The 14,684-nt window shown below is 62.0% G+C and carries 14 protein-coding genes; 12 read left to right on the top strand and 2 right to left on the bottom strand.

The genetic code is table 11. The annotated features are described in order from the left end of the window. Positions 1-100: 100 nt before the first annotated feature. Entirely contained in the window at positions 101-751 is a 651-nt protein-coding gene (locus ACTO5E_RS07290) for a TraX family protein (RefSeq protein ID WP_482302751.1), read from the top strand. Between the two features lie 200 nt (positions 752-951). Here ACTO5E_RS07290 and ACTO5E_RS07285 read toward each other — a convergent pair whose 3' ends face one another. Beyond that, on the bottom strand, positions 952-2,520 hold the full coding sequence (locus ACTO5E_RS07285) for a carboxylesterase/lipase family protein (RefSeq protein ID WP_482302750.1): 1,569 nt from the start codon (positions 2,518-2,520) through the stop codon (positions 952-954). A gap of 253 nt (positions 2,521-2,773) precedes the next feature. Between ACTO5E_RS07285 and ACTO5E_RS07280 the strand changes: the two genes are divergently transcribed. The 11 genes from ACTO5E_RS07280 to ACTO5E_RS07230 all read left to right on the top strand — a co-directional run bounded on the left by ACTO5E_RS07280 (position 2,774) and on the right by ACTO5E_RS07230 (position 12,811). Further along, a complete protein-coding gene (locus ACTO5E_RS07280) occupies positions 2,774-3,679 on the top strand; it encodes a stage III sporulation protein AA (RefSeq protein WP_482302749.1) in 906 nt (301 codons plus the stop codon). Beyond that, positions 3,676-4,152 (top strand): stage III sporulation protein AB, encoded by a 477-nt coding sequence (locus ACTO5E_RS07275; RefSeq protein WP_482302748.1) that lies wholly within the window; start codon positions 3,676-3,678, stop codon positions 4,150-4,152. The genes ACTO5E_RS07280 and ACTO5E_RS07275 overlap by 4 nt, the downstream gene beginning before the upstream one ends. Before the next feature lie 132 nt (positions 4,153-4,284). Beyond that, on the top strand, positions 4,285-4,479 hold the full coding sequence (gene spoIIIAC, locus ACTO5E_RS07270) for a stage III sporulation protein AC (RefSeq protein WP_482302747.1): 195 nt from the start codon (positions 4,285-4,287) through the stop codon (positions 4,477-4,479). Further along, entirely contained in the window at positions 4,476-4,874 is a 399-nt protein-coding gene (locus ACTO5E_RS07265; RefSeq protein ID WP_482302746.1) for a SpoIIIAC/SpoIIIAD family protein, read from the top strand. Before spoIIIAC ends, ACTO5E_RS07265 begins: the two co-directional genes overlap by 4 nt. Then, positions 4,871-5,971: a stage III sporulation protein AE gene (locus tag ACTO5E_RS07260; RefSeq protein WP_482302745.1), complete on the top strand. Its 1,101-nt coding sequence runs from the start codon at positions 4,871-4,873 to the stop codon at positions 5,969-5,971. Before ACTO5E_RS07265 ends, ACTO5E_RS07260 begins: the two co-directional genes overlap by 4 nt. A gap of 233 nt (positions 5,972-6,204) precedes the next feature. Further along, positions 6,205-6,678 (top strand): hypothetical protein, encoded by a 474-nt coding sequence (locus ACTO5E_RS07255; protein WP_482302744.1) that lies wholly within the window; start codon positions 6,205-6,207, stop codon positions 6,676-6,678. After that, positions 6,665-7,183, top strand: coding sequence for a hypothetical protein (locus ACTO5E_RS07250; protein WP_482302743.1), 519 nt, complete (start codon positions 6,665-6,667; stop codon positions 7,181-7,183). The genes ACTO5E_RS07255 and ACTO5E_RS07250 overlap by 14 nt, the downstream gene beginning before the upstream one ends. Positions 7,184-7,252: 69 nt before the next feature. Further along, complete coding sequence (locus ACTO5E_RS07245; RefSeq protein WP_482302742.1) at positions 7,253-7,822, top strand: SpoIIIAH-like family protein; 570 nt, start codon at positions 7,253-7,255, stop codon at positions 7,820-7,822. Between the two features lie 464 nt (positions 7,823-8,286). Continuing rightward, on the top strand, positions 8,287-9,024 hold the full coding sequence (locus ACTO5E_RS07240) for a ClpP family protease (protein WP_482302752.1): 738 nt from the start codon (positions 8,287-8,289) through the stop codon (positions 9,022-9,024). 61 nt (positions 9,025-9,085) lie between these two features. Then, positions 9,086-10,030, top strand: a complete 945-nt coding sequence (locus ACTO5E_RS07235) for an undecaprenyl-diphosphate phosphatase (RefSeq protein ID WP_482302741.1) — start codon at positions 9,086-9,088, stop codon at positions 10,028-10,030. A 99-nt stretch (positions 10,031-10,129) separates the two neighbouring features. Further along, positions 10,130-12,811, top strand: coding sequence for an FtsK/SpoIIIE family DNA translocase (locus ACTO5E_RS07230; protein WP_482302740.1), 2,682 nt, complete (start codon positions 10,130-10,132; stop codon positions 12,809-12,811). An 86-nt stretch (positions 12,812-12,897) separates the two neighbouring features. Here the strand turns inward: ACTO5E_RS07230 and ACTO5E_RS07225 are convergent. Then, a partial coding sequence (locus tag ACTO5E_RS07225; protein WP_482302739.1) for a flagellar assembly protein A occupies positions 12,898-14,684 on the bottom strand: 1,787 nt, incomplete at its 5' end.

Below are 14,684 nucleotides of genomic sequence, written 5' to 3'. Positions count from 1 at the left end.
GTTATTTCTACATTTTACAACAGAATGTGCAGGTTGACAAGGGGGGAGCCGGAGATTATAATAAACAGCGGAAAGAAAACGGACCAAAGGAGAAATGCCTATGACTTCCGCTGTGCTGCAATGTATTGCCGTGGTGACCATGCTTGTGGACCATCTGGGCTACGAGCTGTTTCCCTCTGCGGACTGGATGCGGATGATTGGCCGCTTGTCCTTTCCTATTTTTGCCTTTATGCTGGCAGAGGGCTTTGTCCATACCTCTCAGCGGAAAAAATATGTGCTGCGGCTGGCGGCGTTCGCGGTGGTCTCCGAGGTTCCTTATCAGCTGTTTGCCAGGCACGCGCTCTGGCGCATTCCCCCTTGGAGCAATATTATGTTTGCGCTGCTGCTGGCCTTTTTCGCTTTGTGGTGCGTGGAGCGGGGGAGGCTGTGGTATGCGGGGGCCGTTGCCGCGGTAGCAGCGGCCGAGGCTTTGGGCTTTATGTACGGGGGCTATGGCATTCTGCTGGCAATGGCCTTTTACATATTCCGGGAGAAGCGTTGGGCGGCTATGGCCTCGCTGGCGGCGCTGACTGTGATTCACTGTCTCTACAGCGCCAGCTGGTTTCAGGTCTGGGCCATCGGGGCGGCGGTTCCTCTGTTCTTCTACAATGGGCAGAAGGGCCAGCGGCTGCCCCGGTATTTCTGCTATGCCTTTTACCCGGTCCATACCCTGGCTATTTATGGGCTGTACCTGCTGCAAAAGGTGATTTGAATCAGTCAGAAAACCTCAATCATACAATAAAAGGGACTGCTCTCCGGCACAGGCCGGCGGGCAGTCTCTTTTTATGTATGACGGATTCCCTTGGAGAAGTCCGGCGTCTTTGCAAAGCACAGAAAGCCTTTGGGCTTCAGGGCATCTTCTTGCGTCTGTTGGAGCAGAAAATGTCACATGGAAAGGCCGGGACGGGATGCTTAGTGGAGGAATACCGCTTCCTCGCCGTCCTCGGGCGGGGCAAAGGGGTTGGGGGCCACAGGCAGATAGGCCTTGTAGAGCTCATCGTCATGATTATGGCGCAGGGCGCAGTTCTGGTCAAAGATCATGGTGGCTACATTGTCCGGGCGGCAGGGCTCCCAGTGGGGCAGGGGCGGGCAGTCGGGGTTGCCGCAGCGGGCGAAGTTCACAAAGCTCCAGGCCATCTGCTCCTCCAGCTTGTCAGACACCCCGGGCACATTGCAGATGAAGACCTTGTCGGTGTTGTGGAAGAAGAAGGGGATGTCCGCGCAGTGCCAGGCCGGGTGGCCGTCGTCCAGGGGCATATCCAGGTTGAACAGATAGCAGTAGGTGGCGGACTGGGGATGGGCCGACTTCTTTCGGGCAAAGTCCTTGCTGGCCTCCCGGCACATGGCGTCCAGGCTGAGCACATCGGTCAGGTCCTTCTCTGGGTAGCAGGCCTTGAACAGCTGGGCCACATGGTCCGCGTCGCCCTTCAGGCGCTTATGCAGCAGGGCCATGCGCTGCTCCTCGGTCAGGTCGCGCTTGTGGGGAATGCCCGGCCGGAAGGCGAACTCGCCGAAGACGCTGCCAATGATGACCGGGATGGTTTTGGCATGGTCGGTAAAGCCCACCACACGGGGGTCGCCCACATAGAATTCATTCTCCAGGGGGCCGTTGCCCACATAGTGGCCCTGCTTGGCAATCTCGGGAGCCACGGCCTTATAGGCCTCGGCCAGCTTCTCGTAGGGGATGGTTTCCAGCTCCTCCACCTGGCCGGCGGTGAGGCCCAGATGGGCCAGCATGGCCTCAATCAGGGGGCGGCTGTCCTTGTCCGGGGCAGGGCCCAGCAGGCCGTCGAACACGCCGCTCATGATGATGCCCTTGTGGAACAGGCCGTCTGCGGCGGGAATCTGCATCAGGTTAAAGACCTTTGCGCCGCCGCCGGACTGGCCGAAGATGGTCACATTGTCCGGGTCGCCGCCAAAGCCCGCAATATTGTCCCGCACCCATTCCAGAGCAGCCACCAGGTCGGCGTTGCCGGCGTTGGCGGAGTTTTTGTACTTCTCGCCATAGGGGGACAGGTCCAGATAGCCCAGGATGTTCAGCCGGTGGTTGAGAGTGACCACCACCACGTCGCCGAATTGGGAGAGGTTCTCGCCGTCGTAGGCCACCTGCTCGATGGAAGACCCGGCGGAAAAGCCGCCGCCGTGGAGCCACACCATAACCGGCTTTTTCGCGGCAGGGTCCAGAGAGGGGCTCCATATGTTCAGGTACTGACAGTTTTCATCCTTGGGCCAGTAGCGGTGGGGCACCATAATCTCGCCCGCGGCGGTCTCCGGGTCCAGCATGGGAGAGACATAGCCGTAGGAGACGGCGTCCTTTACCCCCTGCCAGGGCTGGGGGGGCTGGGGAGCCTGAAAGCGTTTGGCGTCTGCGTACTTGATGCCGTGGAAGGTGTAGGTACCGTCCACCTGAAAGCCCCGGAGCTTGCCGGCCTTGGTTTCGACAATGGGGGCGGTGGTAGAACACAGGAACTGCTTTGCCATAATAAAGGTCATCCTTTCTGAAATTTTCTGGGTATATTATACAACAAAATAGTTGACGATGCAAGGGTTATTTATCCGGTAGAATCATTTTTTGGTAAGAGAAAGGGAGGACAGTCCTGGGACGTTGAGAATTATCTGCATATAAACCGCAATCTGCATATAAAACAGACCTGTCCTGCCCCGGGGCAGGGCTTGTTCTATTTTGGGGGCAGGGGCCATACAATGGAGTAGTCAGCGAAAGGAGACGAGAAAAATGGACACTCCAGGCTTCGATTATATTGCGGCGCAGCTCCCCCTCTATCGGGACAGGCTGCTGGCGCTGCCCGCGCCGCTGAAAAGCCAGACCACCGACATCCGCCTGAAAAGCGGCCAGCCCGTGACTCTGTTTGGCCGGGAGGGCGCGGTCTATCTGAAGGAGAGCGCGGGGGCATCCCGGGAGCTGGACGCAAATCTGGCGGTGGCCGCTCCGGCGGACCTGCAGGAAATTTTTCTGCATATCTGCGGCCACTCTGTATTCAGCCACGAGAATGAGATTCGTCGGGGCTATGTGCAGCTGGCCGGAGGGGGCCGGGTCGGCCTTTGCGGCACAGCCGTGATGGAAAAGGGCAGGGTAAAGGGGATGCGGGACATCTCCTCTCTGGTGTTTCGGGTGCCCCGGGACGTGCCCCGGTGCGGGGACAGGCTTTTTCAGGCAGGGCTGGACCCGGCCCGGGGGCTGCTGATTGCCGGGGAGCCCGGCAGCGGCAAAACCACCCTGCTGCGGGACATTGCCCGCTCCCTGTCCTTGGGGCGGTTTTCTCCCAGCCGCCGGGTGGTGGTGTTGGACAGCAGGGGGGAGCTGAGCTCTGGCTTTGAGCTGGGCCCCTGCGCTGATGTGCTTAAGGGCTTTCCTAAGGGCTATGGGCTTGACATGGCCATCCGCAGCCTGTCGCCGGAGGTGCTGGTGTGCGACGAGCTGGCCCCTGAGGACCTGGGAGCGGTGCGTCAGGCGGTGTATGCCGGGGCGGGGCTGGTGGCTACGGTCCATGCCGGCCGGGAGAACGCCGCCGGCCGGCCCCTGTGCAGAAAGCTGTTGGAGACAGGGGCCTTTGCCTACCTGGCCACCCTCAGCGGACGGGCCTGCCCTTGCGCGGTCTACTCCCTGGAGGCGGTAGGATGAGGCTGCTGGGCGGGGGGCTGCTGGCGGTGAGCGGGATGCTGTGGGGGCTGGACCGGGCCAGGGGCTTGGCCCGGCGGACGGAGAGGCTGCGGGAGCTGCTGAATTTTATGCAGTTTCTCCGCACGGAAATTGCCTATTCCGCCTACCCCCTGGGCCAGCTGCTGGCAATGGGGCAGAACCTGTTCAGTCAGGCGGCTGTAAAGCGGCCCCGCTTTAAGGAGGACCCGGTGGCGGCTTTGGCGGAGGCGGGCAGGGCTCTGCTGCCCTGGGCAAAGGACCGGGTGATGTTTCAGGGCTTTGTTCAGGGCCTGGGGGCCAGCGACACCCAGGGCCAGCTGGAGCATTTGGCCCTTTACATGACCCTGACGGAGTCCAGCTTGAAGGAGGCCAGGGAGGAGATGATTCAGAAACGCCGCCTCTATCTGGCGCTGGGGACTTTTGCGGGAATTGCCGCCTGTATCCTCATTCTATAAAAATATGAATGCAGGCGGGTGGGGAGCACAGTCGTTCCCAGTCACAATAATATGCAGAAAACAGGAATGCGCAGCTTCGCCGGAAGCGGGGAATGTGCAGAAAAATCAGGCAGATACAGGGAGGACAAAGCAGTGGAAGTCGATCTCATTTTCCGAATTGCGGCTATCGGCATTATCGTGGCGGTGCTTAACCAGCTGCTGATCCGCTCGGGCCGGGAGGAGCAGGCCATGATGACCACCCTGGCCGGACTGATTGTGGTGCTGATGATGATCATCCGGGAGATCGACACCCTGTTTCAGACCATCAAGAGCGTGTTTCAGCTGTGAGCGCGGGGGTGGTTCTGGGGGCGGCTGCCTGCGCCCTGTGCGCGGCGGTTCTGGGGGCGGTGCTCAAGCGCGGCGGCAAGGAGCACGCTCTGCTGCTGTCTACAGCGGCGGCGGTGGTCATTCTGGTTTTTGTGCTGAAAAGCGCGGCTCCGCTGGTAGAGCAGCTTGCCGGGCTGGTTCCTGCCGGCAGTCTTTCCGGTCTGTGCCTGACTGTGATGCTGAAAGCAGCCGGCCTCACCATACTGGGCCAGCTGGCGGCGCACCTGTGCCGGGACGGGGGAGAGACCGCCCTGGCCTATGGGGTGGAGCTGGCGGCAAAGGCGGCGGTGCTTACGGCGGCATTACCCCTGCTGACCCGGCTGCTGGAATATCTGGGGGAAATCGTAAAGCTATGAGGATGAAGCGAATGCTTGGGGCGTTGCTGGCCCTTGGGCTGCTGCTTCTGGCTCAGCCCGCCGCTTCGGCGGAGGAGCTGGCGGAGCGGGCCGGGGTGGGAGCGCTGTATGAGTCTTTGGACAGGGAGGCCCAGCAGCTGCTGGACGGCCTGGGCGCGGGGCAGGGGATGGTGACAGAGGGAATCTCTGGCAGGGGGATGTTTGACGCCCTGTCGAAGCTGGTGCGGGAGGGGCTTGCCAGCCCCCTTAAGGCGTTGGCGGCGTTGGCGGCTATCTGCCTGCTGGCCCGGCTGTGCGGCTGCTTTGAGGAGGGGGAGCTGGGGGACACGGCCCGGCTGGCCGGGGCAGCGGCCTGTGGGCTGGTGATGGCCCCGCCGGTGCTGGGACTTCTGTCTGCCTGCGCCCGGGTGTCGGAGGGGGCGGCGGCGTTTTTGGGCGCGGCGGCGCCGGTTTATGCCGGACTGCTGGGGGCCTCTGGCAGTGTGGCCACGGGCAGCGGCTACAGCTTTTTGGCCATGCTGGCCGGGGAGGCCATTCCGGTGCTGGCGGCTGGGCTGCTGCTGCCGCTGATGCGGATTTATCTGGCGTTGGCCGCGGCGTCGGCGGTTTCGGGCTCAGGGCTGGACCGGCTGACAGCCTCGCTGTTCGCCTTTGGCAAATGGGCTTTGGTGACAGCAGTGACCATTTATGCCGGCGTTCTGTCGGTGCAGACGGCGGTGAACGGCCAGGTGGACGCTGCGGCCAACAAGGCGGCCAAGCTGGCGTTGTCCACGGGGGTGCCGATTGTGGGCGGCGCTTTGGGGGACGCTGCCGCCGCTATTCAGAACAGCGTTCAAATTGTGAAGTCAGGGGCAGGTGCCTTTGGTATGCTGGCGGCGGTGTGTCTGTTTGCCCCGGCGTTGGTGGAGTGCCTTCTGTGGTCGGCGGTGTGCGCGGCAGGGCAGACAGTGGCGGAGCTGTTGGAGCTTCGCCAGGCAGGGGCCATGCTGGGGGCCTTTGGGGGCACGGTGAAAATGATTCTGGCGGTGTTCGCCAGCCTATGCGCAGTGTGCATTGCCAGTGCGGCGGCGATTGTTTTCGTCCGGTCGGGAGGGTGACAATGGCAGAGTTTTTGTTGACTGATCGGCCTTGCACAGTCTTGAAAGCAAGTTGGCTGGGCGGGCGCGGTCTTCGGGCTCAGGGGGGCACTCTTAAGCCTCTGAATTTTGAAATATGCGGTTCAGGCGCTGGCTTCTGTGTTCGTGTTACTTATGGGGCGGCGTTTGTCTTGCGGCGGGGGGCATTGGTTATTTTTTGGCGATGCCGGGGGCCGGGACGGAAAGGAGGCAAAATGGACGGTGTGATGGAGAACGCCGGGGTGGTCTGCGGGGTGTTGGTGGCCGCGGAGCTGATTACCCGGCTGTGCCCTAAAAACAAGATGCTGGGCTTTGTCCGGTCCCTGACTGTGCTGGTGCTGCTGGCCTCTTTGGCCGCTGCCCTGGCCGGGGCCTCCTGGGGGCTGGTCTTGACTGGCGGGGGGGAGGACTGGCGCAACCCGGAGCTGGATCAATATGTGGAGGACCAATACTGTCAGGCGGCGCAGCAGCAGGGGGAGGAGTATCTTCGGGGCCTGCTGGCCGCTGCGGGAATGGAGGCGAAAAAAATCATCGTGCACATCAATATAATGGACGACAGCCGCATAGTATTTACAAAGGCCGAGCTGAGCTTCCGGTATGAGAGCGACGCCCAGCGGGCCAGGGCTCTGCTTCTGGGGGCTCTGGGGGAGGATACCGTCATAGAGGTGACTGCCGATGGAGCTGAATAAACTCTGGGAGCAGGCCCGGGCCGCCCTGAGGGACAAAAGACTCACCCGGCTGGTGTTTGTGCTGGGGCTCTGCGGGATTGTCCTCATTGGGATTTCCTCCCTGTTTCAGCCGGAGGAGGGGAGGACTGAGCCCCAGCCCCAGGCAGCGCCTGCCGCCGGGCAGTACCGTCAGCAGCTGGAGGAGGACCTGCGCCAGGTGGTAAAGGCGGTTACCGGCGAGCCGGACCCGGCGGTTATGGTGACCTTGGAGGACGACGGCCGCTGGGTGTATGCCCAGGACAAAAAGCTGCAGGACGCTGGGGAGGAGGAGTCCCATGTAGTATTGGAGGACAGCGGCGGCGCTCAGCGCGGCCTGGAGCTGACCCAGGAGCAGCCCAGGGTAAAGGGGGCGGTGATTGTCAGCCGGACGGCGGCGGACCCGGACATGCGGGAGAAGCTGGTCAACGCCGCCCGCACGGCGCTGGGCGTGCCCTCCTCCCGGGTGTGCGTGGTAGAGGGCAGGTAGGGCGTGCGCTCATCGCCGGCTGATGGGGGCATGCCCCAGACAACAACATAAACAAAGGTGGTATTGGCAATGAAAAGCAAATTTGGCAGAAAGCAACTGGTTCTGGCCTCTCTGGTGCTGGCCCTGGGGGCGGCGGTGTATCTCAACTGGCAGTTCGCGGGCACAAGCAAGCTGCCTGTGGGCACAGACACCAGCGCCTCCAGCCAGCTGGGGGCAGCGCAGCTGGTGAACAACGCCTATGTTGAGACCGTATCTGACGACCTGCAGAGCTCGGCCCCGGCCAACACCAAGGCCGGCTCGCTGGCCACCGCCCGGATGGACCGGCAGAACTCCCGGGACGAGGCCCTGGAGCTGCTTGACAGTGTGCTGGAAGACGCGGGCGCGGACAGCGAGGCCAAAAAGGCCGCGGTGGACCAGGCCTCTGCGATGGCCCAGAACATTTTGAAGGAGAGCAATGTGGAGAGCATTCTCAAGGCAAAGGGGTATCAGGAGTGCGTGGCCTATATTGCCGAGGAGCAGTGCAGCGTGGTGGTGGCCGGAGAGCTGAAGGACAGCGACGTGCTGGTGGTGCAGGAGGTGGTGATGGAGCAGACCGGGCTGTCGGCGGAAAAGATCACCATTATCGGCTCTGGACAGTAAGAACCTGGGGGCACGGGTGTGCCCGGGCCGCTCTGCTTAAAAATCGGGATGTACCGATTTGCAAGCGCGTTTACCGTTTACTATATTCACAGCGTATGGGCGGTGGTTTTCTCGCCACAGGACAGTAAATTTTCTTAACAGCCGCCAGGTTGACGGCGAAAATTTTCCGCCCTCTGAGGAAAAATTTTCGCCCCTGCGCGAGTCCCCACTATAATACAGGTTCTATAAGGAAGATGACCCGCGCTTTCCCAGAAGAAGGCGCGGGATTTTCTTAAAATTTTTTTACCTTGTTTTTCCAGGCTTGCGGCCCGGGGAGAAAAGTGGTATAATATTCTTCGTCCGCGAATTCTATGGGCGAATTCTTCCCCCTGGGGTATCTTTTTCGCGGAACCGGGCACACTTTTCTCCATAAAGGAGAGTGCGCCATGAAAAAAGTACAGACGAAAAAGAATCAGATCAAGGCCATGAAGAACGAGGAGGGAAACGGCGAGGCCCCGGAGCAGGAGGGCTTTTCGGAGCAGCAGAAGCAGATTAACGAGAGCGGCTCCGTCGTTACCCACAGCCACGGCCATACGATCCATTGCCTGACCATCATCGGCCAGATTGAGGGGCATTACATTCTGCCCTCGCAGAACAAGACCACCAAGTATGAGCATGTCATCCCCCAGATTGTCGCCGTGGAGGAGGACCCGGAGGTGGACGGCCTTTTGATGCTGCTGAACACAGTGGGCGGCGACGTGGAGGCTGGCTTGGCCCTGGCCGAGCTGGTGGCCGGCATGAAGAAGCCCACGGTGTCGCTGGTGCTGGGGGGCGGCCATTCCATCGGGGTGCCTTTGGCGGTGGCGGCCAAGCGTTCGTTTATTGCCGAGTCCGCCTCCATGACCATCCACCCGGTGCGCATGAACGGCCTGGTGCTGGGCATTCCTCAGACCCTGGAATATTTTCAGCGTATGCAGGACCGGATCACCAATTTTGTCACCCAGAACTCCAACATCGCCAAAGAGCGTTTTACCACCTTGGCCATGAACACCCAGGAGCTGGTGATGGATGTGGGCAGTGTGCTGGACGGTCCCGACGCGGTGGAGGAGGGGCTGATTGACGCGCTGGGGTCGCTGTCTGACGCGATGGACTGTTTGAACCAGATGATTGACAAGGAAAAGAAAAAGAAGGCCAAGCCCGCTGCCAGGAGAAAGCGATCCTGACCGGCGGAGCACGGCGGGCGGGAGAGGCATCCTGCGCCGCCGCTACATAAAAGGAGAAGCTATGACTATTTTTGACGCTGTCCTGCAAGGAGTGATTCAGGGGGCCACCGAGTTTCTGCCCGTGTCCAGCTCGGGGCATCTGTCCATCTCCCAGCACATGTTTGGCATTGAGCTGCCGGGCATTCTGTTTGACGTGATGCTGCACCTGGGCACGCTGATTGCCGTGGTGTTTGTGTACCGCAAGCTCATCTGGCGGCTGATCAAGGAGTTTTTCTCTCTGCTGGGGGACTTGTTTACCGGTAAGTTCCAGTGGGGGGAGATGAACGCTGACCGGCGGCTGATTTTTATGCTGGTGATTGGCCTGCTGCCGCTGTTTTTGCTGTTTTTGCCCATACCGGGCACAGACATGAAGGTGAAGGACCTGTCGGAGCGGCTGGCCTCTGACTCGGGCATTCTGGTGGAGGGCCTGGCTCTGCTGGCCACAAGCCTGCTGCTGTTTTTGGGCATATGGGCGGGCAAACGGACCGCGGCCTCCGGCCCTGCCTCAGGCCGCCACTGGGCAAAGGGGGCCTCGGCCGGCCGCAGCCAGCTGACGGTGGGGGACGCTGTCATCATTGGCATTACCCAGTGCCTGGCCGCTGTGTTTCCAGGGCTGTCCCGTTCCGGCTCTACCATGTCGGTGGGGCTGATGCGGGGGGTGACCCAGCAGGCGGCGTTGGACTACTCCTTTGTGCTGGGCATCCCCTCTATTGCGGCGGCGGCGCTGCTGTCGCTGAAGGATGTGGGCGAGGCGGGGGAGGCCATTGGGGCTCTGCCGCTGCTGGCGGGGGTAGCCACAGCGGCGGTGGTGGGCTTTTTGGCCATTCAGCTGCTGCGGTGGATTGTCACCACCAACAAGCTCAGCATTTTCGCTGTTTATACCCTGCTGGCAGGGCTGGCGGTGACAGTCATCGCCATAATAGAGCAGACCAGGGGCGTCAACCTGTTTACAGGCCTGCCCTTGTAGGCAGTCGCAGATTTTTAACATGGGGACGGGAAGGGCCTGCCCGGTCCGCCCCGTGCAGGAGCATACGAGACCGCAGTGAGGAATGGGGAGGAGTCAGCTTTGGCAGAAGAAAAAAAGCCCGCCGCGAAGAAGCCGGCGGCAAAGCGTCCCGCCGGGGGAAAGGCCCCGGCCAGGAATCAGGCTGGGGGCAGGCGTCATGCGGCCCCTGCCAGAGGAAAGACCATTAAGCCCACCGCCGAGGAGATTAGGGCCAGAAACCAGGTGCGGGCGGTGGTGCTGTTCGCCTGCGCTATTTTTCTGGGCTGTTTGGCGCTGGTGGAGGGAGACAGCCTGTGGAAGTGGGCCCACAACGCCCTGCTGGGCATTTTTGGGGGCTGGGCGGTGCTGTGGCCTGTGCTGATGATTTATGTGGCGGTGATTACCACCTTGGAGAAGCCCACCGGCTCTATTGGGGGCAAGGTGTGGCTGACGGCGGCGATTATTGTGCTGTTCTGCGCCACGGGCTTTGTGTTTGGCGGGGCGAAGATATCCGAGGGCCTGTCGCCCTTTGACTACATAGCCGCTCTTTACCGCACCAATGCCGGTGTGGGCGGCGGCGTGGTGGGGGGCCTGCTGGGCCAGCTTTTGCTGAGCGCGGCAGGGAAGACCGGGGCCCGCATCATCATTCTGCTGCTGCTTTTTGTCAGTGTGATGATTTTGACCGGGGCGACCCTGATCGGCCTGTTCCGGGCAGTGAAGAAGCCGGTGGACGCGGTGAGCGGGGGGATTCAGAACGCCCGCCAGCGTCGGGAGGAGGAGCGGATGATTCTGGAGGAGGACCGCTCCTCTCGTATTGACGTGCCCCTGGAGCCGGTGTATGCCTCGCAGCAGAGGCCTGTGGATGTGGCCTCTCTGTTCCCACCGGTGGAGCCCCGAAAGAAGAAAAAGGAGCGGAACGAAAAGCTGGACAAGCTGGAGGAGGTATTTGGCATTCAGTCTGAGCCAGCGGCGGAGGGCGCGGTTGGCGGTTCGCCTGGGGGGAAGGCCTCCGCCGCTCCTGAGCCGGAGCCAGAGCCGGAACCGGAGCCGGAGGAGCCCCAGCTGCCTGCCTCCCCGGTGGTGTCGGAGAACCCGCCCCCCAGAGAGGAGCCGGAGCCAGAGCCCACGCCTCAGGACGAGCCCCTGGACATGGAGCTCTTCACGGATGAGCCCGCGCCCCTGCCTCTGCCCAAGCCCCAGGCGCCTAACGCGTCGGCAGAGCAGATGGCCCTCTATCAGGCGGCGGAGTCCGCTCAGCTTCCCGGGGCGTACTGTCTGCCCCCGGTGACCATGCTGGCGGTGAGCCCCCAGGTGGACCATGCCAAGGAGACCGAGGAGCTGCAGAGCAACGGCAAAATTCTGGTGGACACCTTGAACAGCTTTGGTGTGTCCACAAAGATACTGGACATCTGCCGGGGGCCGGCGGTCACCCGCTATGAGATTCAGCCCGCGCCAGGGGTGAAGATCAGCAAGATCACCAATCTGTCTGATGATCTGGCCCTGAACCTGGCGGCCACCGGCGTGCGTATTGAGGCCCCCATTCCCGGCAAGGCGGCGGTGGGCATTGAGGTGCCCAACCGCTCCCGCAGCTCGGTGCGTATGCGGGACCTGATTCAGTCCAACGCCTTCCAGACCTCCAAGAGCAAGCTCTCTGTGGCTCTGGGCCGGGACATTGCAGGCCAGCCGGTTGTGGCTGACCTGGCCCGTATGCCCCACATTTTGATTGCGGGCACCACCGGGTCGGGTAAGTCGGTGTGCACCAACTCCATGATTGTCAGCATGCTCTATAAGGCCAGCCCGGACGAGGTGCGCTTTTTGATGATTGACCCCAAGGCTGTGGAGCTCACGGCCTATAACGGCCTGCCCCACCTGCTGGTGCCGGTGGTCACCGACCCCCACAAGGCCTCGGGCGCGTTGGGCTGGGCAGTGAACGAGATGATGAAGCGTTACAAAATCTTCTCTGAGTGCAATGTGCGCAACCTGCAGGGCTATAACCATCTGGCCGAGTCTCAGAACTATGAGGACGAAAACGGCCAGCCCATGCCCGCCATGCCCCAGATCGTCATATTGATTGACGAGCTGGCGGACCTGATGATGGCTGCGCCCAAGGAGGTGGAGGACGCCATCTGCCGGTTGGCCCAGCTGGCCCGGGCTGCTGGTATGCATCTGGTGGTGGCCACCCAGCGTCCCTCGGTGGACGTGGTTACGGGCTTGATCAAGGCCAATGTCCCCAGCCGGATTGCCCTGACTGTGGGCAGCGCGGTGGACTCCCGCACCATCATCGATACGGTGGGCGCGGACAAGCTGCTGGGCCAGGGGGACATGCTCTTTGCGCCGGTGGGCAGCAGCAAGCCCATTCGGGTGCAGGGCTGCTTTGTCAGCGATGAGGAGGTGGCCGCTATTGTGGAGTTTGTGAAGAAGACCAAGTCGATTGACTATGACGAGCAGGTGATTGAGGAGATTGAGCGCAACGCGGCCAATGTGGACAGCGGCAAAACCGGGGACGAGCCCACCGGTGGGGAGATGGACCCCATGATGGACGAGGCCATTAAGGTAGTGGTGGAGGCGGGCCAGGCCAGCACCTCGCTTTTGCAGCGGCGGCTGCGGCTGGGCTATGCCCGGGCCGGGCGGCTGATTGACGAGATGGAGCAGCTGGGCATTGTGGGCCCCCATGAGGGCTCTAAGCCCCGGCAGGTGCTGATGACCTATACCCAGTGGCTGGAACGCAATATGCAGAAGCCGGACGGCCCGAAGGAAGATTGATTTAAAAAAGCCAGCGGCCGCAGAGACGCGGCCGCCGGCTTTTCTGTTTTGGTTAGTGGGGCTGACGGTGCGCTTCTGTAGGGGGGTCAGCTCAGCAGCCGGACCTCTCCCTCAAACAGCGTGGCAATGCTGTGGCGGGTCTCCTGGGCCACCTTCATGAGGGCCTCATCGATGTGGAACCTTGCCCCGGGGTATGCCACGCTGAAGGTGATCCGCCCGGCGGGACGCCTGCCAGAGTCACTGTCCAAAGCGTCCAGGCTTTTTTTATACTGGCTCAGCTTCAGCTGGTTGACTGAAATGCGCATGCGCAGCTTGGCCATGCGGCCTGCTTTGGTGGGGCTGCTGGGCTGACGCTCGGTCTCCTTCAGCTGCTGCTCCAGGTCTGTGATTTCCTGGGTCAGCTGGGCTGTCTCAAAGTCCTCGATAGGCAGGCCCCCTATGTAAATGGAGGTGCGCAGCTCGGTTTTGGTGCCAATGGCGTTGGCGGCTACCTCACGGGCGGCGCGGACCCGCCCGCCCATAATGGCCCCCCGGCCGCTTTGCACATAAACGGCCCCGTCGCTGTAAACCTCGCAGCCGATGATGCACTCGCTGTGCAGGTTCTCTTTGGCATGGACGCTGCAATTTTCCAGGAATTTGGCGTAGATATCCCGGTGCGCCCGGATGACAGCCTGGTTGTTGCCCTGCACCCCTTTGGTGAGCACCAGATCGCCCCCGGCCTCAATGGTGCTGGACTCCACCACGCCGTCGACCTTGATATTGCCCATTGCCCGCACGGTGAAGCCGCTGCATACGTCCCCATGCACATGCACGTCGCCCAAAAAGTTCACACTGCCGGTAGAATAGTCCACATTGCCGTCAATTTCCATCAGGGGGTTGACATGAAAGGCCTGGCCGGTGAATTCCAGGCCTCCGGCCCGGGCGGCAATCAGCGCGCTGCCGTCCTCAGAGAGGGCGGTGTTGCGGCCCATGGGCGGCGGCACAGAGACGCCGTCCCGGGCGGTGATCTCCTGGTCAGCGACTGTGCGCCCCGGCACGCCGGGGGTGGGAGGGACGATATTGCAGATGACCTGCTTCTCCTCCACATTTCGGGAGGTGTTGGCGGCGGTGAAGTCTACCCGGTTATATTCGTCCACCTGGAATTTCTTGGTGGCCTCCCGGGGGAACAGGTCCACAATCTCCCCGTCTTTGCCGGGTATGGCGGCTTTGCCCCGGGCAATGGGGAACAGATGAAAATACCGCCCTTCCAATGTGGGGATGACTGCCAGCTGATTTTCGTCCACCCCATAGGTGACGCCCGCAGCCCGGACCGCGTTGAGCAGGTCCGCCTGATTCAGCTCTTCGCCCTTGCCCACAGGGGGCAGCAGCAGCGTCCAGGCGGTGAGCTTGTCGCTGGCGGTGTAAACCAGGGCCCGGGCGTTCAGGTCGATTTGGGGCGGCTCTGGGGGCTCGCCGCCAGGACCCGGCAGGCGGGGAGGAGGCGGCGCTGCCTCCTTCAGCCGGCGGGTGGCCTCGGCGGTCAGCAGGGCCCGCAGGCCCGGCAGCTCCCGCCGGGCCTCTTTGGGGGTGAGCAGCTTTTCCTCGCCGATATTGGCAAAGGTCACCTCTACCGAGGGCAGCCAGCCCGCCTGGTCCCGGCGCAGATTCCAAAGCTGCTGCAGGGGGTGCTCTGCCGTGAACTTCAGCAGGTAGGGGTCCTCCTCCGGCGCGATTGGCCTTTGACGCTCGGAAAGATGCAGGGGCTTCTCTGGCGCGCCCTCTCCTCTGGCACGGACCCGGGGGCCTTCCGGAAGGGGAGCGTCCCGGTTCGCGTCCTTTTTCTTTCGGGAAAAACGGAATTTTTTAAACAGCTTGACAGAAAAGAGTCTGGAAA

It is taken from the genome of Acutalibacter sp., from assembly GCF_056800975.1.
Note: the sequence above shows the minus strand (reverse complement) of the source record. Positions and strands in the feature narration are given on the sequence as shown.

Bases quoted from the DNA above. Each gene is read 5' to 3' on its own strand.
- ACTO5E_RS07255 (WP_482302744.1), top strand. From the start codon at position 6,205: ATGGACGGTGTGATGGAGAACGCCGGGGTGGTCTGCGGGGTGTTGGTG.
- ACTO5E_RS07280 (WP_482302749.1), top strand. From the start codon at position 2,774: ATGGACACTCCAGGCTTCGATTATATTGCGGCGCAGCTCCCCCTCTAT.
- ACTO5E_RS07235 (WP_482302741.1), top strand. From the start codon at position 9,086: ATGACTATTTTTGACGCTGTCCTGCAAGGAGTGATTCAGGGGGCCACC.
- ACTO5E_RS07250 (WP_482302743.1), top strand. From the start codon at position 6,665: ATGGAGCTGAATAAACTCTGGGAGCAGGCCCGGGCCGCCCTGAGGGAC.
- ACTO5E_RS07285 (WP_482302750.1), bottom strand. From the start codon at position 2,520: ATGGCAAAGCAGTTCCTGTGTTCTACCACCGCCCCCATTGTCGAAACC.
- ACTO5E_RS07290 (WP_482302751.1), top strand. From the start codon at position 101: ATGACTTCCGCTGTGCTGCAATGTATTGCCGTGGTGACCATGCTTGTG.
- ACTO5E_RS07260 (WP_482302745.1), top strand. From the start codon at position 4,871: ATGAGGATGAAGCGAATGCTTGGGGCGTTGCTGGCCCTTGGGCTGCTG.
- ACTO5E_RS07245 (WP_482302742.1), top strand. From the start codon at position 7,253: ATGAAAAGCAAATTTGGCAGAAAGCAACTGGTTCTGGCCTCTCTGGTG.
- ACTO5E_RS07240 (WP_482302752.1), top strand. From the start codon at position 8,287: ATGAAGAACGAGGAGGGAAACGGCGAGGCCCCGGAGCAGGAGGGCTTT.
- ACTO5E_RS07275 (WP_482302748.1), top strand. From the start codon at position 3,676: ATGAGGCTGCTGGGCGGGGGGCTGCTGGCGGTGAGCGGGATGCTGTGG.